The 21,928-nt window shown below is 59.3% G+C and carries 15 protein-coding genes; 11 read left to right on the top strand and 4 right to left on the bottom strand.

The genetic code is table 11. The features are described 5' to 3' along the window. Positions 1-2: 2 nt before the first annotated feature. Positions 3-491, bottom strand: a complete 489-nt coding sequence (locus tag B3797_RS01510; protein ID WP_240629459.1) for a Csu type fimbrial protein — start codon at positions 489-491, stop codon at positions 3-5. A gap of 49 nt (positions 492-540) precedes the next feature. Beyond that, entirely contained in the window at positions 541-1,110 is a 570-nt protein-coding gene (locus B3797_RS01505) for a spore coat protein U domain-containing protein (protein ID WP_120454733.1), read from the bottom strand. Between the two features lie 535 nt (positions 1,111-1,645). Here B3797_RS01505 and B3797_RS01500 point away from each other — a divergent pair. From B3797_RS01500 to B3797_RS01480, 5 genes are all read left to right on the top strand, one after another. Further along, entirely contained in the window at positions 1,646-3,691 is a 2,046-nt protein-coding gene (locus B3797_RS01500) for a bifunctional diguanylate cyclase/phosphodiesterase (RefSeq protein WP_311790197.1), read from the top strand. Between the two features lie 155 nt (positions 3,692-3,846). After that, positions 3,847-5,970 (top strand): putative bifunctional diguanylate cyclase/phosphodiesterase, encoded by a 2,124-nt coding sequence (locus B3797_RS01495; protein ID WP_311790196.1) that lies wholly within the window; start codon positions 3,847-3,849, stop codon positions 5,968-5,970. A 148-nt stretch (positions 5,971-6,118) separates the two neighbouring features. After that, positions 6,119-6,760: a cupin domain-containing protein gene (locus tag B3797_RS01490; protein WP_311790195.1), complete on the top strand. Its 642-nt coding sequence runs from the start codon at positions 6,119-6,121 to the stop codon at positions 6,758-6,760. Positions 6,761-6,833: 73 nt separating this feature from the next. Continuing rightward, complete coding sequence (locus tag B3797_RS01485) at positions 6,834-8,558, top strand: lysophospholipid acyltransferase family protein (RefSeq protein WP_311790194.1); 1,725 nt, start codon at positions 6,834-6,836, stop codon at positions 8,556-8,558. 301 nt (positions 8,559-8,859) lie between these two features. Then, positions 8,860-11,721, top strand: coding sequence for an EAL domain-containing protein (locus B3797_RS01480; protein WP_311790193.1), 2,862 nt, complete (start codon positions 8,860-8,862; stop codon positions 11,719-11,721). On the opposite strand, the gene B3797_RS01475 is transcribed toward B3797_RS01480, so the two are convergent. After that, positions 11,718-12,782 carry a LacI family DNA-binding transcriptional regulator gene (locus tag B3797_RS01475; protein ID WP_120454721.1) on the bottom strand — a complete coding sequence of 355 codons (1,065 nt, stop codon included), beginning with the start codon at positions 12,780-12,782 and terminating at the stop codon, positions 11,718-11,720. The two genes, B3797_RS01480 and B3797_RS01475, sit on opposite strands and share 4 nt — an antisense overlap. A gap of 238 nt (positions 12,783-13,020) precedes the next feature. Here B3797_RS01475 and B3797_RS01470 point away from each other — a divergent pair, with 238 nt between their 5' ends. Then, entirely contained in the window at positions 13,021-14,331 is a 1,311-nt protein-coding gene (locus B3797_RS01470; protein ID WP_311783815.1) for an MFS transporter, read from the top strand. 10 nt (positions 14,332-14,341) lie between these two features. After that, positions 14,342-16,702 (top strand): glycoside hydrolase family 31 protein, encoded by a 2,361-nt coding sequence (locus tag B3797_RS01465; protein WP_311790192.1) that lies wholly within the window; start codon positions 14,342-14,344, stop codon positions 16,700-16,702. A gap of 111 nt (positions 16,703-16,813) precedes the next feature. Here B3797_RS01465 and ftnA read toward each other — a convergent pair whose 3' ends face one another. Then, positions 16,814-17,326: a non-heme ferritin gene (ftnA, locus tag B3797_RS01460; RefSeq protein ID WP_311783817.1), complete on the bottom strand. Its 513-nt coding sequence runs from the start codon at positions 17,324-17,326 to the stop codon at positions 16,814-16,816. 443 nt (positions 17,327-17,769) lie between these two features. On the opposite strand from ftnA, the gene B3797_RS01455 reads away from it, so the two are divergent. The 4 genes from B3797_RS01455 (at position 17,770) to prfC (ending at position 21,865) form a co-directional block, all read left to right on the top strand. Next, a complete protein-coding gene (locus B3797_RS01455) occupies positions 17,770-18,441 on the top strand; it encodes a nucleoside recognition domain-containing protein (RefSeq protein ID WP_311790191.1) in 672 nt (223 codons plus the stop codon). Continuing rightward, a complete protein-coding gene (locus B3797_RS01450) occupies positions 18,431-18,904 on the top strand; it encodes a YjiG family protein (RefSeq protein WP_311783819.1) in 474 nt (157 codons plus the stop codon). The genes B3797_RS01455 and B3797_RS01450 overlap by 11 nt, the downstream gene beginning before the upstream one ends. Before the next feature lie 10 nt (positions 18,905-18,914). Continuing rightward, positions 18,915-20,018 carry a M20 peptidase aminoacylase family protein gene (locus tag B3797_RS01445; RefSeq protein WP_311790190.1) on the top strand — a complete coding sequence of 368 codons (1,104 nt, stop codon included), beginning with the start codon at positions 18,915-18,917 and terminating at the stop codon, positions 20,016-20,018. A 263-nt stretch (positions 20,019-20,281) separates the two neighbouring features. Next, on the top strand, positions 20,282-21,865 hold the full coding sequence (gene prfC, locus B3797_RS01440; protein ID WP_120454707.1) for a peptide chain release factor 3: 1,584 nt from the start codon (positions 20,282-20,284) through the stop codon (positions 21,863-21,865). The last annotated feature ends 63 nt before the right edge of the window (positions 21,866-21,928 follow it).

The following is a 21,928-nucleotide window of genomic DNA, read 5'->3' as shown; positions in this document are numbered from 1 at the left end:
GGCTACCAGCTCAGCGTCACGGTCAGCGTGTCGGTATAGACGCCAGCGCGCGTCGGGCCGGGCAGCCGCAGCAGGCCATAAATCGGCAACGTAATGTTGCTGGCGTTGCTGTAGCTCAGCGCGACGGCGCTGTTTACCGGAATGGCGGTGGTATGGCTGGCGTTGGTATAGAGGGCATAGGCCACGGTATTGGTATTGCTGGTGTGTTTCAGGTTGCGCGTCGTGGTGTAGTTGCTGCCGCCGTTAATGCTCATGCTCAGCGTTGTGCCGGGGGTACAGGCGAGCGTAATGGCAGTGCTCTGCACGAAGCTGGCGCTGACGCTGCTGCTGGCGACGCCTGACTGCGAGCCGAAATCAAGCGTGCCGAAAACGCCGGTATTCGTACCGGAGACGACGCAGCCCGCCACAATGGAAGCAGAGACTTGAAACGTGCTGGTAGGCAGGCTCCAGGCGCTAAGACTTCCTGTCAGCAGGGGCAGCGTGCAGATCAGCCTGCGCAAAGCGCGCGGCGCAGCCACCCGATTGCTCCTGAAAGCGCGATCAGTAGTTCACGGCGACGTTAATGGTATCGGTATAGGTACCTGCCGGAATAAGCGGGTTGAAGCCGCCGCCCACGACGCGACCGTAGATGGCGTAGTTGGTGCCAAGCGTAGGATCGGTGGTATCGGTGGCGGGGATATTGGTGTTGTTGGCAATAGCGGTGGTAAAGGCCGCGTCGCTGTAGAGCGTGTAGGCGATCCCTTGCGTATTGTTGGAGCCGAGGATCAGGTAGCGCGGCTGGCCGGAAACCGTCCCGAAGACAGTAGCGGGCGCGGCGTTGCTGCTGGTCACCTGCACGTTGTAGGTCTGGCCGGTGGTGCAACGCACGTAAATACCGTTGCCGGCCGCGCCGACCAGCGTGGCGTTCAGGGTATCGAAGGTCGCCGCGCTGCTGCCGAAGTTCAGGGTACCGAAGTTAACGCCGCTGGTGGCGGACTGGCCGTTCACCAGGCAGCCCGTGGTCAGCGTCAGGGTAGCGTTAATTGTCCCTGTCGTGGTGGCGGCAAAAGTAACAGAGGATAATGCCGAGGTCAGGCCCGCAGCGGCAAACAGAAAAAGCTTGAATTTCATAATTAATCCTTACCGATTATGTAGAGTCAGTGCTTTTTCGCCCGGTGATTAATTAGTAAAACAAGCAAGATCTGGCGATGGCGGCCCCGGCCAGGCCAGAAATCGCGCCCCATCCTGAGGAAAATCTTAGCTTTAAGCTAAGTGTTTTTTATAAATTTTACTTAATATAGAACAGCGCACAAGCTCCGGTGAAGCGATACCGCAACTTTTCATTAATCAATTAATTTATCCGGTCGATAAACCTGTAATACCAAGGCGTTGAGCGACCCGAAAAAAAAGCAAAGCGGGGAACATTTTGCCCTCTACCGTCGCTTCGCTAACAGTGATATGTTCATACATTAATCAGAACCAGTTACGCTTTAACAGGCTATGCCAGGAAAAACCTTAATCGCATGTCGACCTGACCGGTACAGCGTTATACGGCCCTGAAAATAATAAAACTGCACGGCTGAGCGCTATTTATCCGTCTGTTTTTTGAAATCTTTGTTGATTACAACACAGCGCCTGCTTATGGGCGGGTTGTGAGGAGTTGCACATGCTGCTGGTCACCTGGGATAGCGTTCTGGTTGGCGTATCGCTGATCGTCGCTTTTATTGCCGCGTTTACCGCGCTGGATACGGCAGGGCGCGTCGCGGTGTCCCACGGCTGGATGGCGCGCGTGTGGCTGATGGCCGGCGGCATGGCGATGGGCATCGGCATCTGGGCAATGCACTTTATTGGCATGCTGGCGATGATGATGCCGATGCGCTACGACACCGGCCTGACGGTGTTCTCCCTGCTGGCGGCCTGCGTCGCCTGCATGCTGGCGTTCGCGCAGACGCAGGGCGGGCAGTTTAGCCGTCGCCGCTGGCTGATCGGCAGCGCCATGCTCGGCAGCGGCGTGGTGGCGATGCACTATACCGGCATGCTTGCGCTGCTTATCACCCCTGCGCCGCACTGGCGTCTTTCGCTGGTTGCGCTCTCCGTCGCTATTGCTTACTGCGCCTCCGCCGCCGCGCTCTGGCTGGCTTTTCATCTGCGTCAGGGCGAAAAAAATCTGCTGACGATGCGCGCGCTCGGCGCGCTGGTGATGGGCGTTGCCATCGCCGGTATGCACTACACCGGCATGGCGGCGGCGCAGTTCGATAGCCACAGTATGATGCTGGCGCAGGGCGTCAGCGGGCAGGGGCTGGCGGTATGGGTCGCGCTGGTGACGCTCTCTATCCTCGGCTTTACGCTGCTCGCCTCTATGCTGGACGCCCAGCTGCGCGCCGCGCGTCTGGCTCAGCGCCTGAAGCAGGCGAATCAGGAGCTGCATCAGCTGGCGATGCACGACAATCTCACCGCGCTGCCCAATCGCGTGATGCTGGAACAGCGGCTGGAAGCGGCGCTTGGCCAGGCGACGGGCGGGGATAGCGGATTTACCCTGATGTATATGGATCTCGACGGCTTTAAGGCGGTCAACGACACCTGGGGTCACTACGTCGGCGATCGATTGCTGATTGCCGTCGCCGAGCGCCTGCGCAGCCAGCTCAGCGAAGACGGGATGCTGCTGGCGCGGCTCGGCGGCGATGAGTTCGTGCTGCTGAGCCAGGGCAACGACATTCGTCACGCCGTGGCGCTGGCGCAGCGGCTGGTCAGGGCGATTGATGCGTCGTTTGAGCTGGATCGCTATCTGCTGCGCGTCTCGCTCAGCGTGGGCATCGCCCTGTATCCGCAGCATGGGCGCAGCAAGCAGGAGCTGATGTTCAACGCCGACTCGGCGATGTACCACACCAAACACAGCGGGCGTAACGGCTACTGTCTGTTTGAACCGGCGATGAGCGCCAGCGCGCAGCATCAGCTGGCGCTGGCCAACGATCTGTGGCTGGCGCTGGAGCGTCAGGAGATGCGGCTGTTCTATCAGCCGAAGTTTCGCTCCAGCAGCAGCGAGCTGATCGGCTTTGAGGCCCTGCTGCGCTGGCAGCATCCGACGCGCGGCCTGCTGATGCCCGATATTTTTCTGCCGCGCGCGGAGAAAACCGGGCAGATCGTCGCGCTTGGCAACTGGGTGATCAACGAAGCCTGCCGCCAGCTTAAACAGTGGCACAGCGACGGGCATACGCGCTGGACGGTTTCCGTTAACCTGTCGGCGCTGCAGTTTCACCAGCGCGATCTGCTGGAGACGGTACGTCAGGCGCTGCTGCGCCATCAGCTGCCGGGCGGGTCGCTGACGCTGGAGATCACAGAGAGTATCGCCATGCGCGATCCGCAATTCAGCCAGCAGCGCATCAGCGAGCTGCAAAAAATTCAGGTCAGGGTGGCGATCGATAAGTTCGGTATCGGCTACGCTAACCTGCTGCATCTGAAAAACCTGGACGCCAGCGAGCTGAAGATTGACCGCAGCTTTATCAACAGCCTGCGCGCCGACAGCCAGGACGCCACCGTGGTAAGCGCAATGCTGGCGCTGGCGCAGACGCTCAACCTGCAAATGGTGGCGGAAGGGGTCGAAACCGAAGAGCAGCAGACGCTGCTGACCCGGCTCGGCTTTGACGCGCTGCAGGGCTATTTGCTGGGTAAACCGACGCCCGCCGATCGCATTGCCGACTTCGCCGCCGTTTGACGATAGATTTTAACGCTCACAGGCATCGGAAGCTTTCATCGACGTGGGCTAATTACCCTTTGCCTTTTGCCGATAACCTGAGCAAATAATTCATCCTCGTGACTTTTTCATTACAACTCCATGGCTGCGTTTTTGCGCTTTAACGGGACTTCACTATGTTAGTGACCTCATACGATTCGTTTACCGTCATCGTTTCCATACTTGTTGCGATGCTGGCGTCCTTTACCGCGCTGGATATGGCGGGCCGCGTGGCCACCTCGACAGGAAAAGTCGCGTTGATATGGCTGTTTGGCGGCGGCTTCGCCATGGGCGTCGGCATCTGGGCGATGCACTTTATCGGCATGCTCTCTATGACCATGGAGATGGTGATGAGCTACGACGCGTCGCTCACCGGCATCTCAATGGCGATCGCCGTTATCGCCTCAATCTTTGCGCTCTGGCTGGTCTGCCGGGGCGAATTGCCGATGAGAAAACTGCTGGGCGGCGCGCTGGTGCTGGGCAGCGGCGTGGTGGCGATGCACTACACCGGGATGGCGGCGCTGATGCTTTCACCCGGCATCAGCTGGAACTGGAGCTGGATTGCGCTCTCAGTGGTTATCGCGCTGGTGGCGTCAGGCGCGGCGCTGTGGCTGGCGTTTAACCTGCGCGACGGCACGACCGGCCGTACAACGCTGCTGCGTCTTGGCGCTTCGGTGGTGATGGGCCTCGCTATCGCGGGCATGCACTATACCGGCATGGCGGCGGCGAGCTTTCCGGCGCACAGCCATACGATCAAGATGGGCGTCAACAGCAACTGGCTGGCGATCCTGGTGACGGTGGTCACGCTGGCGATCCTCGGTATTACGCTGCTGGTGTCGATGCTCGACGCGCGCATGCAGGCGCGCACCGCGATTCTGGCGCGCTCGCTGGCGGAGGCAAACCGCGAACTGGCGCAGCTGGCGCTGCACGACAACCTGACGCGCCTGCCGAACCGCATTCTGCTGGAGGATCGTCTGGAGCAGGCGATCAATAAAGCCAACCGCGAGCGTACCCAGTTTGCGCTGATGTTTATGGACCTCGACGGCTTTAAGGCGGTAAACGACGCCTTCGGCCATCACGTCGGGGATAATCTGCTGATCGCCGTCACCGAGCGCATGAGCGAGCAGATGAAAGGGTACTACACGCTGGCGCGCATGGGCGGCGATGAGTTTGTGCTGCTGATTGAAATTAACGATCCCAACGACGCCGCCACGGTGGCGGATACGCTGGTCAAAGCCATCGAGCGTCCGTTTGCCATCTCCCGCTATGAACTGATGGTGTCGCTGAGCATCGGCATCGCGGTCTACCCTGGCGACGGGAAAGATGAGCGTGAACTGATGTTCAACGCCGACGCCGCGATGTACCACACCAAAAACAACGGGCGCAACGGGCATAACTTCTTCCAGCCCTCAATGAACACGCTGGCGCAGACTCAGCTGCAGCTTAATAACGACCTGTGGCACGCGCAGGAAAATGGCGAGCTGCGGCTGTTCTACCAGCCGAAATATTGCGCGCCGCGCGGCCCGATTATCGGTTTTGAAGCGCTGCTGCGCTGGCAGCATCCAACGCGTGGCCTGCTGACGCCCGATATCTTCCTGCCGCTGGCGGAAAAGACCGGCATGATCGTCAACATCGGCAGCTGGGTGATCAACGAGGCGTGCCGCCAGCTGCACGAATGGCGTCAGCAGGGGCACAGCAACTGGTCGGTGGCGGTGAATCTCTCGGCGCTGCAGTTTGAGCAGAGCAGTCTGGTGGAGACAGTGATGGCGGCGCTGGCGACGCATGATATTCCGCCCGAACTGCTGACGCTGGAGGTGACGGAAACCACCGCGATGCGCGATCCGGACGAGAGCGTGCGTATCCTGACCGAGCTGACGCGGCTGGGGGTCAAAGCCTCGATTGACGACTTCGGCACAGGCTATTCGAGCCTGCTCTATCTCAAGCGCCTGCCGGCCAGCGAACTCAAGATCGACCGGGCGTTCGTCAATGAGCTACAGCATCACTCCGAGGATGCCACCATCGTCTCTGCTATCGTCGCGCTGGCGCAGTCGCTCGATCTTAAAGTGGTGGCGGAAGGGGTAGAAACGGCTGAACAGCAGGCGTTTTTAACCGGTTTAGGCTGCAATACGCTACAGGGATATTTACTGGGTAAGCCTGTGCCGCCGGAGAAAGTCGCCGACCTGCCTGATTTCGCGCCGCTGGCAGAGCAGCAAAACAGCGTCACGTCGCCGCACACCCTTTGCGAAGCGCTGCCGGGATAAACCGGCAGCACAAAGTGACAGCATTGTTGCGTTGTTATTTGTGTTTGGTTAGCAAATACCTGCTTTTATGGTGTTTTTGCTGACGTGCGCACATTGCAACGGCCGCCAGGTTTGCCACACTTAGCTGAAAGCTAACCGGAGAACCTGTATGACTGCCCCCTCTTCCAGTCTGTTGTTACTGATGTCCTTCGCGGCGGGCACCTTTGCCGCCGGATCGTCAAATAACCCGCAGCACCTGATGCTCGCCAGCCCATCGGGCGGCGTGCCGAACAATCCGCTGCCGCTTATCATCTGGCCGCGCGTAGCGCTGAATGAGATGCAGGATGACATGCAGGATGATGCGCAAAATGAAAAGCAGGAGGAAGAACCCGACTTTGCCGGCTGGTTTGAACAGACCTTCGCGCGTAACGGCTGGCCGCCCTCATGGCGCTACGACATCTTTCCCTACACGCATTTCCATCCCAATACGCATGAGCTGCTGGGTGTGGCGCAGGGCTGGGCGGAAGTGCTGTTCGGCGGCGAAACGGGCCGTATGGTAACGCTGCGCGCGGGCGATGCGGTGCTGATCCCGGCGGGCGTCGGCCATAAGCAGGTCTATGCCAGCGAAGACTTTATGGTAGTCGGCGCGTATCCGGAGGGCTTTGCGCCGGAGACGCAGCGCGATGAGCCAGAGAAACTGCACGCGGCGCAGCAGCAGGTGAAAGAGGTGCCGCTGCCGACGCGCGATCCCTTTACCGGCAAAGAGGGCGCGATGACCGATATCTGGACACCGATCGCCGACCATTTCTGAGCCGCGCCGCGTCATAAATTTGAAAACATCTCGTCTTATTTTTGGCGTCACCATCGTCGAAAAAAGGCGCGTTATGTTCTCTGTCGATCAGGTTGTCGAACGCTTCTGGCCACAGGCTCGCCCCGCTGGCTGGCAGCGTCGGGTATTGCGCTGGGCCTTGCATGAAGAGGAGTTCCAGCGCTTCGCCGCGCGCTATCCCCATCTGAAAGGGCTGGATATGATCGAGCAGGTGCTGGAGCACCTCGACGTGCGCTGCGAGCTGAGCGAACGCGATCTGGAGCAGATCCCGCCGCGTGGGCCAGTTGTCATCGTCGCCAACCATCCTCTCGGCGCGCTTGACGGTCTGGCGCTGCTGTCAGCAGTGGCACAGGTGCGGCGCGACGTAAAAATCGTCGCCAACCGTATGCTGATGATGGTGGAGCCGCTTAATACCCTGATGCTGCCGGTAGACAATATGGGCAACCGCACCAGCCGTGACCAGCTTCAGCGCATGCAGCAGCACCTCAGCAATGATGGCGTGCTGATTATCTTCCCGGCGGGCGAAGTGTCGCGCCTCAGCAGCCGCGGCGTGCGCGACGGCCGCTGGCACCACACCTTTCTGCGTCTTGCCGCGCGCGCCCGCGCACCTTTGGTGCCGGTATTTATCGACGGGCGCAACAGTGGACTCTTCTACGCGGCGGCTAAAATCGCCCAGCCGCTGGCGCTGCTGATGCTGGTGCGCGAGATGTTTCGCCAGCGCGGCACGCGCATCAAGCTGCATATCGGCGCGCAAATTCCCTTTGCGCACTGGCACGACGGCCATACGCCGGGCAAAGCGCTGGCAAAACGGCTGCGCAAACACCTCTATCGCATCGGCCAGCAGCGCCCAGGCCTGTTCCAGACCGAAAAAGCGATCGCTCGCGCTGAGGATCGCGCCGAGCTGAAGCGGGCACTGCGCGAGAGCGAGCATCTCGGCACCACCGGCGACGGCAAGCAGATCTATCTGTGGCGGCGCAACGGCGCGACCTGGGTGCCGCTGCTGCGCGAGCTGGGGCGTCTGCGTGAAATCGCCTTTCGCGCGGTGGGTGAGGGCAGTGGCCGCCGTCGCGATCTGGATAATTACGACGACGATTACTATCACCTTATCCTGTGGGATGACGCGCAGCTGGAGATCGTGGGCGCCTACCGCTTTATTCCCGGCGACGAGCAGCTCTCCAGGCGCGGGCTGGAAGGGTTTTACAGCCACAGCCTGTTCCACTACGACGAGCGCATGATGCCGATTTTGCAGCAGAGCATCGAGCTGGGACGCAGCTTTATTCAGCCTGCCTACTGGGGTAAGCGCGGGCTCGATTACCTCTGGCTCGGCATCGGCGCTTATCTGGCGCGCTATCCCCAGACGCGCTATCTGTTTGGGCCGGTCTCTATTTCCGGCGGGATGCCGCTGGCGGCGCGCGATCTGCTGGTGGCCTTCTATCGGCTCTATTTTCCTACCGAACTGCCGCTGGCGACGTCGCGCCGGCCCTATCCCGCGTCGCTGCCGGACGTGCTGGCGCAGTTCAGCGGCGACGACTATCAGGAAGATTTGCGCAGGCTCAAGCTGCTGCTGAGCAATCTTGGCTGCGCCATTCCTACGCTCTATAAGCAGTATTCGGAGCTGTGCGAGCCTGGCGGCGTGCAGTTTATCGATTTCGGCAGCGATCCTGAGTTCAATCACTGCATCGACGGACTGGTGCTGGTGGATTTAACGCGGCTGAAGGCGTCGCGCTACGAACGGTATATTGCGGTACATCAGGTGGTGGCAGAGGCATCGGAGGGGTAAGCTCTGTGGCGCGTCACAGGTGACTGATTTTGTTATGCGCTAAGCCCAGCCGTCCAGGTCGGGCTTTTCGTGCATTTTCGCTTTTGCCTGCTTATCCTTTACCGTCTTAAACCCGCCATTACACAAGTTTATTTACAGTTGAACATTTTCTCGCCACTGCCGATAAAACACCTACTAACTTTCGTCATCCGCTTATTAGTGCTTGTCAAAACAGGGCATTTCGGATGTAGTCGGGGCCTTATTAAGACCTTTCTTAATTTCTGGGGACAACCTCAGGCAGCGCAGCAACAGGCTAATAACAATGGATAAAAATGCAGATGTTATGTATCGGTTACTGGTACAAAGCGTGATTGATTACGCCATCTATATGCTTAAACCAGACGGCACTGTCGCTAACTGGAATGCAGGGGCGCAACGGGCGAAAGGCTACACGCCGGATGAGATCGTCGGTAAGCATTTCTCACTGTTTTACAGCGAAAGCGATCGGCAAAAGGGCGTGCCGCAGCGCGGTCTGGATACTGCCGCGCGCACCGGCAGCTTCGAAACCGAAGGCTGGCGCTACCGTAAAGATGGCAGCGCATTCTGGGCGCATGTGGTTATCGACGCCATCCGCGACCCCCACGGCGAGCTGATCGGCTTCGCCAAGATTACGCGCGACTGCACCGAACAGCAGGCGCAGCAGCGCAAAGAGCGTGAACAGGAAGCGCGTTTCCGCCTGCTGGTTGAGGGCGTAACCGACTACGCCATTTATATGCTGGATCACGACGGGCTGGTCGTAAACTGGAACGCCGGGGCGCAGCGCGCCAAAGGCTATGTTGCCGAAGAGATTGTTGGCCAGCACTTCTCCCGCTTCTATAGCGCCCAGGATCGCAAGGCGCTTATTCCGCAAAAAAACCTCCAGACAGCCTATCGCACCGGTCGTTTCGAAGATGAGGGCTGGCGCTACCGCAAAGATGGCAGCGCGTTCTGGGCGCACGTCATTATCGACGCCATACGCGACGACGGCGGCAAGCTTATCGGCTACGCCAAAATCACCCGCGACTGCACCGAGCAGCAGGCGATGCTGCGCGCGCAGCGCGAGCATGAGCAGCGCTTCCGCCTGCTGGTGGAAGGCGTCACCGATTACGCCATCTATATGCTGGATATCAACGGCTGCGTAGTGAACTGGAACGCCGGGGCGCAGCGCGCCAAGGGCTATGTCGCCGAAGAGATTGTTGGCCAGCACTTTTCGGTGTTTTACAGCGCGCAGGAGCGTTTGCAGCGTGCCCCGGAGACGAATCTGGCGACCGCGCTGAAGAACGGCCGCTTCGAGGATGAGGGCTGGCGCTACCGCAAGGATGGTAGCGCCTTCTGGGCGCACGTGGTCATCGACGCCATCCATAATGACGAAGGAAAGCTGATCGGCTTCGCCAAGATCACCCGCGACATTACCGAGCGCCGCGAGCAGGAACAGCAGCTGCTGCGCGCCAAAGACCTGGCCGAAGCGCAGAGCGCTAAAATGGCGGCGCTGTCGAAATTCCTCGATAACATCATCGCCAATATTCCCTCCTGCGTGGTGGTAGAAGACGCCATTACGCGTGAGATCCTGCTGGTCAACGATCGGTCGGAAAAGCTGTTCGGCCTGTCTAAAGCGCTGCTGATCAATAAAAAGCCGCACGAGTGCATGTCGGCTGAACTCAGCGACTATTTCAACAGCCTGGCGGATATCGCGCTGCGCAGCGAGGGCATTCATCAGCGCGAGCAGTTGCTGCTTACCGCCAGCGGCGAACGCATCCTGCATACCCGCGCCACCACCATCGCCGGGCAGGATGCGCGCCAGAACTACATTATGCTGATCGTCGAGGATGTCACCGATCAGCGCGCTGCCGATGCGCGCATCCATCATATGGCGCATCACGATAACCTCACCAGCCTGCCGAACCGCATTCTGTTCCGGCAGCGGCTAAGCGAGGCGCTGCGGCACGATGCGCAGGGCAGCCGACAGACCGCCACGCTCTGTCTGGATCTCGACAATTTCAAGAACGTAAACGATGCGCTTGGCCACCAGATCGGCGACGAGCTGCTGCGCGCGGTTGCCAAACGGCTGCGCGCCGCGCTGCGCGATCGCGATACGCTGGCGCGTATCGGCGGCGACGAGTTCGCTATCGTTCTGCCTTCCGTGAGTAACGCGGAAGAGGCGGCGCTGGTTGCCCAACGCCTGATCGAAGCGATACGTCCGCCGGTTAACGTCGAAGGCCATAACCTGAGCGTCGGCCTTAGCGTCGGCATCGCCATGAGCGCGGCTATTACCAATACGCCGGAGCAGATGCTGCGCTGCGCCGATATGGCGCTCTATGAAGCCAAGCGCAACGGCCGCAACCGCTATGAGCATTTTACGCTGGCGATGGATGACGTGGCGCGTAGCCGTCGGGTGATAGAGAACGATCTGCGCGAGGCGATTGGCGGACGTCAGCTTAAGCTCTACTACCAGCCAATTACCGACGGCGAGGCGGTGCAGTCGATTATCGGCTACGAGGCGTTGATGCGCTGGCACCATCCGGTGAAGGGGCTGATTATGCCGAACGACTTTATTCCCATCGCAGAGGAGAGCGGCCTGATCCATATGCTCGGTGCTTATGCGCTCTACGAAGCCTGCCGCGAGGCGACAAGCTGGGAAGGCAAACAGACGGTATCGGTCAACCTCTCACCGCTGCAGTTTAAAAACAGCTCGCTGGTATCGGTCGTGGAGGCTGCGCTGCGCGATTCCGGCCTGGAGCCAGGCCGGCTGGAAGTGGAAATCACCGAGTCGGTGCTGCTTGACGACTCGCTCGGCAATATCCGCACGCTGGAGAGCCTGAAAAAGCTTGGCGTGCAGATTGCGCTGGATGACTTTGGCACCGGCTATTCGTCTCTCAGCTATCTGCGCTCCTTCCCGTTCGATAAAATCAAAATCGACAAATCCTTTATCAGCGATATGGGCGACAGTCGCGAAGCGCTGGCGATTATCCGCGCCATTACCGGCATGAGTCGCAGCCTCGATATTCAAATCACCGCCGAAGGGGTGGAGAGCAGCGAACAGTTCGCGAAGCTGCGCGAAGAGGGCTGTACGCTGTTCCAGGGCTACTATTTTGGTCGCCCGCAGCCGTCGGAGCTGCGGCTCAAAGCGCTCAACAACCCGGCCTAGTCATAGAGGCCGTGTTGCTGTACCGGCGCGTGGCTGGGGTTGTCGCGAATACGGCGTACCGACTCGCGCACCACCAGTTTGCCGTGTAGCAGCAGCGTGCCGGGCAGCGCCTGTGCGTTCAGGCGCATGCTCTGCACGATGCGCACCGCCTCCGCGCCCAGCTCGTCGCGCGGCACCTGCACAGACGTCAGCGGAATATCGTGGATGGCGGCGAGGTTAAAGCCATCCATGCTCATCACCGAGACATCCTGCGGCACGCGCAGTCCCGCCTGCTGCAACGCCTCCACCGCGCCGGCGGCGATATAGTCGCCGCTCGCCAGAATCGCTGTCGGCCGCTGGGCGAGCGGGCAGTGCTTCAGGTATTCACCCAGCCTTTCCGCCGCCTCAAGACGGCTGAAGCTGGTCAGCGTCAGCAGATGCTGGCGGCTGTCGAAGCGCAGATTCATGGCGTGCCAGGCGTCGCGCACCCCCTGTAAACGCTGCTCCATGGTGTAGCGGCGCAGGCAGTGCAGCGACAAAATCTGGCGGTGTCCCTGTTCAAACAGATAGCGCGCGGCGCTTTCGCCGATCAGCTGATGATGCGGAGAGACCGAAGAGAGCCGCATACGGCGGTCCATCGCATTGATCAACACACACGGCTTGTTTATCTCCGCTGCAAGCTGGTGGATATGATCGTCGTCAATACCCACCAGCAGCGCGGCGTCGGTCTGCTGCATTTTCTCCAGAAACAGCGACGTGTCGCTCTCATTCTCTTCCAGCGCGCAGTAGCGTAAACGCACCTCGTGCGGGGCGATCGCCTGCGCAATCCCCTGAATAACCTTGTAATAAAAGATATCGCTGCGCACGTCGAAGGCGCGCGGCGGCGCAAACACCATCAGATTATTCAGCAGCAGGCGGCCGCTGTGCAGGTTATCCAGCACACCCTGCTGCTGCGCCACCGCCAGCACCTTGTCGCGCGTGCTGGCGCGGGTATTGGCTTTGCCCGCCAGCACGCGCGAAACGGTGCTGATCGACACGCCGCTGAGCGCCGCAATTTCGCTGATTTTCAGCCTTTGTTTCATTTTGTGATCGTCCTCAAATCTGCCAATGAAAAATTTTTCATTGCATGCTGAATCGCGTCAGATAAGGCAAGTAAGGTGGTTTAAACGCGCCGAAAAGTTTGCCATGAAAAAAGTTGCAAAAAAGAGGCTATACCGACGTTTCGCGCTTTTTTAAGGTGCCAGACAGGTTCACGCGGTACGCCAGAGGGCGGTGTGAAGGATCAATCTGGCCGTTAAAAGCCTGCACAGGAGCTGACAAATGAGCCTTGAATCTACAACTAAGCCTATCGGCGCGACGCGTACGATGCGCACCATCAAAAATCTGCGCTGGTGGATGCTGGGACTGTTTTTACTGGGCGTGACCGTTAATTACGTAACGCGCAATTCGCTCGGCATTCTGGCGCCGGAGCTGAAAACCAGCCTGAATATGAGCACCGAGCACTATTCATGGGTCGTCGCGGCGTTTCAGCTCGCCTATACCCTGTTTCAGCCGCTCTGCGGCTGGCTGATTGACCTGATCGGCCTGAAGATGGGCTTCCTGGTCTGCGCGCTTGTCTGGTCGGTAACCTGTCTGCTGCACGCTGGCGCAGGCAGCTGGCTGCATCTGGCGCTGCTGCGCTTTGTGATGGGCGCGTCGGAGGCGGCGGCGACGCCTGCTAACGCCAAGGCGATTGGTGACTGGTTCCCGAAAAAAGAGCGTCCGGTCGCCGCAGGCTGGGCGGGCGTCGGCTTTTCGGTCGGGGCGATGCTGGCACCGCCGATTATCTATGTGGCGCATATCTCTTTTGGCTGGCAGGGCGCCTTTCTGCTGACCGGCGGGCTGGGGCTGCTGTGGGTCGGTCTCTGGTGGTGGGGCTATCAGTCGCCGGAGAAACATGGCCGCCTCTCTGATGAAGAGCGCGCCTGGATCACCCAGGACAACGAAGCCGTGGGCGAGAAGCTGCCGTTCTTTCAGGCGCTGAAAACCATCGGCAAAGAGAAAAAGTTCTACGGCATCGCTATACCGGCGTTTCTCGCCGAACCAGCCTGGGCGGTGCTCAGCTTCTGGGTGCCGCTCTATCTGGCTAACGAGCGCGGCATGGATCTCAAGCAGATTGTGATGTTCGCCTGGCTGCCGTTTCTGGCCGCCGATCTCGGCAGCGTCGCCAGTGGCTATCTGACCAAAATTTACGTGAAGTGGTTCGGCCTGACGCGCGTCAACTCTATCGTCGCCAGTTCGATCACCGGCGCGGTGCTGATGATCTCGCTGGCGCTGATGACGCTCGTTAAAGATCCCTATCTGGCGATCGCCCTGATCTCTATCGGCGGCTTCGGCCATCAGGTGATCTCCTGCATGCTCAGCGCGCTGGTGGTGGAGCGTTTCGATCGCCGCCAGATGGCGACGGTTAACGGCATGCGCGGCTCCTGCGCCTGGATCGCCAGCTTTATCTTCTCTCTGATTATCGGCGTGACTGCCGACACCATTGGTTTTAACCCGCTGTTTATCGCCATGGGCTTTTTCGACCTGGTGGGCGCGATTTTCCTGGTGATGTTTATCGCCGAACGTCGTCAGCGCAGCGCTGAACAATAAGGACACTTTGATGAAAACCCTGAAGAACTGGACGCTGAGTCAGCAAGCGGATCATTTTGTCGAGCTGAAAGTGGATAACCGGCATCTGCTGCGCCTGTACGTGCTGGAACCGGGTCTGATACGCGTGCTGCTGAAGCGCGAAGGCAAGCTGGCGCTAAACCGCACCTGGAGCATCGCGCCGGGTGACGATGTGCCCTGGGAAGGGCGCGATCGAGAATCCCTCGACGGCTTTACGCTGCCCGCGTTTCAGCTGGAGCATGAGGAGAACCAGCTGCGTATCAGCACTGACCGTTTACGCGTGACGGTGCACCATCCGCTTTGTCTGAGCTGGGATCATTTTCATCAGGGGCAGTGGCAGCCGCTGGCGGCCGATCGCCATACCGGCGCCTATCTGCTGAACGCACACGGCGACGGCGTAGAGCACTATCAGCGCCGCCAGCCGCAGGATCGCGTCTACGGCCTCGGCGAAAAAACGGGCGATCTGAACCGCAGCGGTCGTCGCTTTGAGATGCGCAACCTTGACGCCATGGGCTATAACGCCGCCAGCACCGATCCGCTCTATAAGCACATTCCTTTTACCCTGACGCAGCGCGACGGCGTGAGCTTCGGCCTGTTTTACGACAACCTGAGCAGCAGCTGGCTCGATCTCGGCAACGAGCTGGACAATTATCACCTGCCGTATCGACGCTACCGCGCCGAAGCAGGCGATCTCGACTACTACATGATGCTGGGACCGAAGCTGCTGGATGTGACGCAGGCTTTTGTGCGCCTGACCGGCCGCACTATTTTCCAGCCGAAGTGGAGCCTGGGCTACAGCGGTTCGACCATGCACTACACCGACGCGCCCGACGCGCAGCAGCAGCTACAGGGCTTTATCCGTCTCTGTCGCGAACACGAAATTCCCTGCGACTCGTTCCAGCTTTCGTCGGGCTACACCTCCATCAACAACAAGCGCTATGTCTTTAACTGGAACTACGACAAGGTGCCGAATCCCAACGGCATGAGCGAGGCGTTCCACGCCGCGGGCATGAAGCTGGCAGCCAATATCAAACCCTGTCTGCTGCAGGATCATCCGCGCTATCAGGAAGTGGCGTCGCAGGGACTCTTTATTCGTGACTCGGAGCAGGATCGCCCGGAGCGCTCGGTGTTCTGGGATGATGAGGGATCGCACCTCGACTTTACTCATCCGCAGGCGGTGCGCTGGTGGCAGGAGAACGTGACCACGCAGCTGCTGGAGAAGGGCATCGACGCCACCTGGAATGACAATAACGAATATGAAGTCTGGGACGGCGAAGCGCGCTGTCACGGCTTCGGCCAGAGTATCGCCATTAAGCATATTCGTCCGGTGATGCCGCTGCTGATGATGCGCGCCTCGCTGGAGGCGCAGCAGCGCTTCGCGCCGGAGAAGCGTCCCTATCTGATCTCCCGTTCCGGCTGCGCCGGTATGCAGCGCTACGTGCAGACATGGAGCGGTGATAACCGCACCAGCTGGCAGACGCTGCGCTACAACATCCGCATGGGGCTGGGCATGAGCCTGTCCGGGCTGTTCAACGTCGGCCACGATGTGGGCGGCTTCTCTGGCGACAAGCCGGACGCCGAGCTGTTTGTGCGCTGGGTGCAGAACGGCGTGATGCATCCGCGCTTTACCATCCATTCGTGGAACGACGATCACACCGTGAACGAGCCCTGGATGTATCCGGAGGTGACGCCGCTGATCCGCGAGGCGATCCGTCTGCGCTATCGTCTGATGCCCTACCTCTACACGCTGCTGTGGCAGGCGAGTACGCAGGATGAGCCTATGCTGCGTCCAACCTTCCTCGATCACGAAGAGGACAGCGAGACTTACCGGGAAAATGACGACTTTCTGCTGGGTCGCGATCTGCTGGTCGCCAGCGTGGTGGAAGAGGGCAGCCGCGAGCGCGAGGTCTATCTGCCGCGCAACGCCCACGGCTGGTATGACTGGCACAGCGGCCAGTGGCTGGCGGGCGGACAAACCGTCACGCTGGATGCGCCGCTTGACCGCTTGCCGCTGCTGGCGCGCGCCGGTTCCGCCATTCCGCTGGGACGTTGCGAAACCACGACCGATGCGCGGCTCGACAGGGTGCGCGAGCTTCAGCTGTGGCCTGCGCCAGGCGAGGCGCACACGGAGGGCGAATTTTTCGATGACGACGGCGAAAGCCACGGCTGGCAGCAGGGCAATGCGCTCTGGATGCGCTGGACACTGCAGAGCAGTCGCGAACGCCTTGAGCTGACGCTGGAGAAGCGCGGCGATTATCAGCCCGCGTGGCGTGAAATTGAGGTGTTACTGCCCGCTGGCGAGACGCGTGAGCTGTGGATCAACGGCGAGAAAACGGCGCGGTTCAGCCTGTAAGGCGCAGCGCCCCGCAAAGCAAAACGGCCCGCACCAGGGATGGCGCGGGCCGGGTGAGCACAGATGCCTTAAGCGACTTCACGGTCGGGCCGTTCGGCCCGCACAGGCACCTTAGCTGTTAGCGCCGTGGCTTTCCGTATTCATACGTCCCAGATCTTTGTCGACCAGGAACAGGCCTTCACCTTTGTTGCCCACCAGCGCCAGCTTATCCAGTACGGTTTTGAACAGCTTCTCTTCTTCATGCTGCTCAGCAACATACCACTGCAGGAAGTTAAAGGTGGAGTAGTCGAGCGACGTAATAGCCGCATGCGCCAGCTCGTTGATTTTGCGGGTAATCAGCTTTTCATGATCCAGCGCCTGCTCCAGCAGTTCCGGCAGCGAGTTATAGGCGACCGGCGGCGCGGCGATGGTGCCCAGCACCGGCATAGCGCCCGTATCGCTCAGGTATTCAAACAGGCGCTGCATGTGCTCCATCTCTTCACGGGAGTGCTCTTTCAGAAATGCCGCTGCGCCTTCCAGACCTTTATCGCTGCACCACGCGCTCATCTGTAAATAGAGATTAGCGGAGAAAAATTCGAGGTTAAGTTGATCGTTAAGACGCGAAGTCATTTCAGCAGTCAGCATGGTCGATTCCTTTAAAGAGGCAAAATAATTAGCAGGGGAGAAGTGGTGAATTATGCACCATGAGACCGGGAAAAAGATAGCTTTTTACTAAAAAATTACATTTTATCCGATTGATTTAAATAGAATTATTTAGTTATTTGAATACGAGCGATTATCATTCTGCGGTACGTTTCCCGTCGCGCTCGCCTGGCGCGGCGCATCTGCACACTCTCGGTGCAACGCCGCCTGCATTGCCGGTCGGTTACAGAAAAGGAAAGATATTCGCTACCTCATCAGCTCGCTGAGAAATATAAACCGGCGCAGATTTAATCAATTATTTATTCAAAACGCAGGGAGAGAAAAACTTTATTTTCAAAAGAGAGCTTTTACGGCGGTTGGCATAAAACCTGCAACTACCAGAGTTCCATATATTGCAACCAATAAACGACTTCGCGGGAATAATCATGTCTGACGAAAAAATAGCGCTGAGAAGCGAGCGTGTCTCAGCCAGTAAAGGAAGTTATCTGGCGCTGTTTGTCGCGGTGCTCTTTTTTTCAGGATTGCTCTACAAGATCGACGGCTTTCGCTGGCTGGGCGCCTTTGACTTTACCACGCTGGGCGGCAGCTTCGGCACCATGAAAGATCCCGCCAGCAATACCTTCCTCGGCGCGGGCGGGCTGAGCGCCAAAGCGGGCTTTCTGTTCGCGCTCTCGCTGACGCCGACCGTGATGCTGGCACTGGGTGTGCTGGAGATTTTCACCCACTACGGCGCGATGCGCGCGGCGCATAAGCTGCTGACGCCGCTACTGCGGCCGTTGATGGGGCTGCCGGGACGCTGCGGGCTGGCGCTGATCACCGACCTGCAGAGCACTGACGCGGGCGCGGCGCTGACGAAAGAGATGTATGACCGCGGCCAGGTCACTAAAAAAGATATTGTGGTGATGAGCGCCTGGCAATATTCCGGCGCGGGATTAATCAATAACTATTTCGCCATCGGATCGGCATTATTCGCCTCAATGACGCTGCCAATTATTATTCCGCTCACGTTAATGTTCGTTCTTAAATTTGTCGGTGCGGCGTTGACGCGTTGTGTGTTAAACAGTGTTTATAAAAAGGATTTCGACCATGGAAAATAACGGCGCGGTTAAAGTCAGCCAGAATCCCTTTGATATTTTCGTTACCGGCGCGCGCAAGGGTTTCCACATCGCTATCCATAACCTGATGCCTAATGTGGTGATGGCCTATGTGCTGGCGGAAGTGCTCAACCTGCTCGGCATCATGCCGTTTCTCGGCAACGTTTTCGCGCCGGTAATGGGCCTGTTCGGCCTGCCGGGCGAAGCCATTACCGTGTTGCTGACCGCCTGGCTCTCCTCCTCGGCCGGTACGGGAGTAGCGGTGAGCCTGCTGGCTAAAGGGGTGTTGACCGGCGCGGACATTACTATCCTCGCGCCTGCGATTTTCCTGATGGGATCGCAGCTGCAGTACATGGGACGTCTGCTGGGCGTGGCCGATGTACCGAAAAAATACTGGCCGCTGCTGATGCTGGTGAGCGTTATCAATGCGGCGATCGCGATGTTCGTTATGCGTCTTTTTATCTAGGAGAGAAGCGGTGTCAAAGGTCTTAGAGCATTATCACTACCTGCATGAAATTCCGGAGCTGGGCTTTCAGGAATTTAAAACCTCTGCTTATATCGCCGAACAGCTGGAAAAGGCGGGGCTGAAGGTAACGCGTAATATCAACCAGACCACCGGCATCGTGGCGGAGATCGACAGCGGCGTACCTGGGCCGGTGCTGGCGCTGCGCGCCGATATGGATGCGCTCGGCCATATTATCGACGGCGTGGCCTGCGCGCGCCATACCTGCGGTCACGATGGCCACTCCTCCGTGGTGCTGACCGCCGCGCAGGAGCTGCTGGCGGAAGGCGCGGTAAAAAAAGGACGCCTGAAAATTCTGTTTCAGCCAGCCGAAGAGCTGGGTGCCGGCGCGCTGGCGATGGTAGAAGGCGGCGCGCTGGATGACGTGGAGATGATCTTCGGTTTCCATCTGCGTCCGCTGGAGGAGTGCGTGGTCGGCCAGGCGACGCCAGCAGTGCTCTATTCCGCCTGCTCGACGCTGGAGGCCACTATCAAAGGCGCGCCCGCGCACGCCGCGCGCCCGCATCTCGGCATTAACGCGCTGGACGCGGCGGTGCAGGCGGTCAATGCGGTAAACGCGATTCACCTCTCGCCGGGGCTTAACTGGAGCGTGAAGGCGACCCGTTTTCTCTGCGACGCGGGCGTCACCAACTCGGTGCCTGACGAGGCGCGGGTGGTATGGGATCTGCGTTCGCAGGAGAACGCGCCGATGGAGGCGCTGAAAGAGAAGGTAACCCAGGCGATCCAGCACAGCGTCGCGGCGCTGGGCGCCACGGCGAACGTCGTGGTGCTGAAAGAGATGCCTGCGGCGGAAATCGATAATGAGGCGACGGAGGTGATCCGCGCGGCGATTACCGAGGTGTTGGGCGCAGAGGGGCTGCTGGAGGCGAAAACCACGCCGGGCAGCGAGGACTTCTTCTTTTATCCGGTGAAGCGCCCGAATGTGAAGGCGGGCTTCTGGGGACTGGGCACCAACCTGGTGCCGGGCCTGCATCATCCCGATATGCACTTCGATCTTAACGCGCTGGAAAACGGCGTGAATATTTTCAAATCCTGCGTAAAAAGGGTGCTGGGGTAACCAGGCGAATGCCCGCCTGAGGGCGGGCTGTGCTGAAATTTTCCCTGCCTCTGTTCGCCGCCGCGCGCAAAATATTGTATGCTATGCCGCCTTAACGAAGACTGGGTAACCGGAATCGCCGCCAATGTAGAACGCGCATCAACCACCGCCTTCTGACGCTGTTGCGTCACGCCTGGCTCCGTTTACCTGCCGGATTTCCGGCCATCATGATTACTCTGCAGCGTCCTCTCGTGTGACGTTGCCTCGATGAGAAGAACTCACTCATGTCTAATTTCATGCAAGAGGTGGCGCGCCGCCGCACCTTTGCGATCATTTCGCACCCCGATGCCGGTAAAACCACCATCACTGAAAAAGTGCTGCTGTTCGGACAGGCTATTCAGACTGCCGGTACGGTAAAAGGCCGCGGCTCCAGCCAGCACGCTAAATCGGACTGGATGGAGATGGAGAAGCAGCGCGGCATCTCTATCACCACCTCGGTAATGCAGTTCCCCTACCGTGAGAGCCTGGTCAACCTGCTCGACACCCCAGGGCACGAAGACTTCTCGGAAGATACCTACCGCACCCTGACGGCGGTGGACTGCTGCCTGATGGTGATCGACGCGGCGAAAGGCGTCGAGGATCGTACCCGCAAGCTGATGGAAGTTACCCGCCTGCGCGACACGCCGATCCTGACCTTTATGAACAAGCTCGACCGCGATATCCGCGACCCGATGGAGCTGCTGGATGAGGTGGAGAGCGAGCTGAAAATCGCCTGTGCGCCGATCACCTGGCCTATCGGCTGCGGCAAGCTGTTCAAAGGGGTTTACCACCTCTATAACGACGAAACCTATCTCTACCAGACGGGGCAGGGCCACACCATTCAGGAAGTGCGCATTGTCAAAGGGCTGGATAACCCGGAGCTGGATAACGCGGTCGGCGAAGAGCTGGCGGCGCAGCTGCGCGAGGAGCTGGAGCTGGTAAAAGGCGCTTCGCATGAATTCGATCGCGAGCTGTTCCTGAGCGGCGAAATCACGCCGGTCTTCTTCGGCACCGCGCTGGGCAACTTCGGCGTCGATCATATGCTTGACGGCCTGGTCTCCTGGGCGCCTGCGCCGATGCCGCGCGCGACCGACGTGCGTACCGTTACCGCGCAGGAAGAGAAGTTCACCGGCTTCGTGTTTAAAATTCAGGCCAATATGGACCCGAAACACCGCGACCGCGTCGCCTTTATGCGCGTCGTTTCTGGTAAATATGAGAAGGGCATGAAGCTGCGCCAGGTGCGTACCGGCAAAGATGTGGTGATCTCCGACGCGCTGACGTTTATGGCGGGTGACCGCTCGCACGTAGAAGAGGCCTGGCCGGGCGATATCATCGGCCTGCACAACCACGGCACCATCCAGATCGGCGACACCTTTACTCAGGGCGAGAACATGAAGTTCACCGGCATTCCGAACTTTGCCCCTGAGCTGTTCCGTCGTATCCGCCTGCGCGATCCGCTCAAGCAGAAACAGCTGCTGAAAGGGCTGGTACAGCTGTCGGAAGAGGGCGCGGTACAGGTGTTCCGTCCGGTGCACAACAACGACCTGATCGTTGGCGCGGTGGGTGTGCTGCAGTTCGACGTCGTTGTGGCGCGTCTGAAAAGCGAATACAACGTCGAAGCGATCTACGAAGCGATTAACGTTTCCACGGCGCGCTGGGTTGAGTGCAGCGATGCGAAGAAATTCGACGAGTTCCAGCGTAAAAACGAGGTCAACCTCGCGCTGGACGGCGGCGACAACCTGACCTACATCGCGCCGACCATGGTGAACCTGAACATCACGCAGGAACGCTATCCTGACGTAATCTTCCGCAAAACTCGCGAGCATTAATCCGCGCTACAACAGGGCCGCCCAGCTTTGGCTGGCCCTGTTCTTCCCTTCCAGACTCCTCCT

Source organism: Pantoea sp. UBA5923, from assembly GCF_002431095.1.
Lineage (GTDB): Bacteria > Pseudomonadota > Gammaproteobacteria > Enterobacterales > Enterobacteriaceae > Pantoea > Pantoea piersonii.
Note: the sequence above shows the minus strand (reverse complement) of the source record. Positions and strands in the feature narration are given on the sequence as shown.

What these genes read in the sequence shown, in the direction of transcription:
- B3797_RS01505 (WP_120454733.1), bottom strand. Translation starts at nt 1,110, where the DNA reads ATGAAATTCAAGCTTTTTCTGTTTGCCGCTGCGGGCCTGACCTCGGCA.
- B3797_RS01500 (WP_311790197.1), top strand. Translation starts at nt 1,646, where the DNA reads ATGCTGCTGGTCACCTGGGATAGCGTTCTGGTTGGCGTATCGCTGATC.
- B3797_RS01495 (WP_311790196.1), top strand. Translation starts at nt 3,847, where the DNA reads ATGTTAGTGACCTCATACGATTCGTTTACCGTCATCGTTTCCATACTT.
- B3797_RS01490 (WP_311790195.1), top strand. Translation starts at nt 6,119, where the DNA reads ATGACTGCCCCCTCTTCCAGTCTGTTGTTACTGATGTCCTTCGCGGCG.
- B3797_RS01485 (WP_311790194.1), top strand. Translation starts at nt 6,834, where the DNA reads ATGTTCTCTGTCGATCAGGTTGTCGAACGCTTCTGGCCACAGGCTCGC.
- B3797_RS01480 (WP_311790193.1), top strand. Translation starts at nt 8,860, where the DNA reads ATGGATAAAAATGCAGATGTTATGTATCGGTTACTGGTACAAAGCGTG.
- B3797_RS01475 (WP_120454721.1), bottom strand. Translation starts at nt 12,782, where the DNA reads ATGAAACAAAGGCTGAAAATCAGCGAAATTGCGGCGCTCAGCGGCGTG.
- B3797_RS01470 (WP_311783815.1), top strand. Translation starts at nt 13,021, where the DNA reads ATGAGCCTTGAATCTACAACTAAGCCTATCGGCGCGACGCGTACGATG.
- B3797_RS01465 (WP_311790192.1), top strand. Translation starts at nt 14,342, where the DNA reads ATGAAAACCCTGAAGAACTGGACGCTGAGTCAGCAAGCGGATCATTTT.
- ftnA (WP_311783817.1), bottom strand. Translation starts at nt 17,326, where the DNA reads ATGCTGACTGCTGAAATGACTTCGCGTCTTAACGATCAACTTAACCTC.
- B3797_RS01455 (WP_311790191.1), top strand. Translation starts at nt 17,770, where the DNA reads ATGTCTGACGAAAAAATAGCGCTGAGAAGCGAGCGTGTCTCAGCCAGT.
- B3797_RS01450 (WP_311783819.1), top strand. Translation starts at nt 18,431, where the DNA reads ATGGAAAATAACGGCGCGGTTAAAGTCAGCCAGAATCCCTTTGATATT.
- prfC (WP_120454707.1), top strand. Translation starts at nt 20,282, where the DNA reads ATGTCTAATTTCATGCAAGAGGTGGCGCGCCGCCGCACCTTTGCGATC.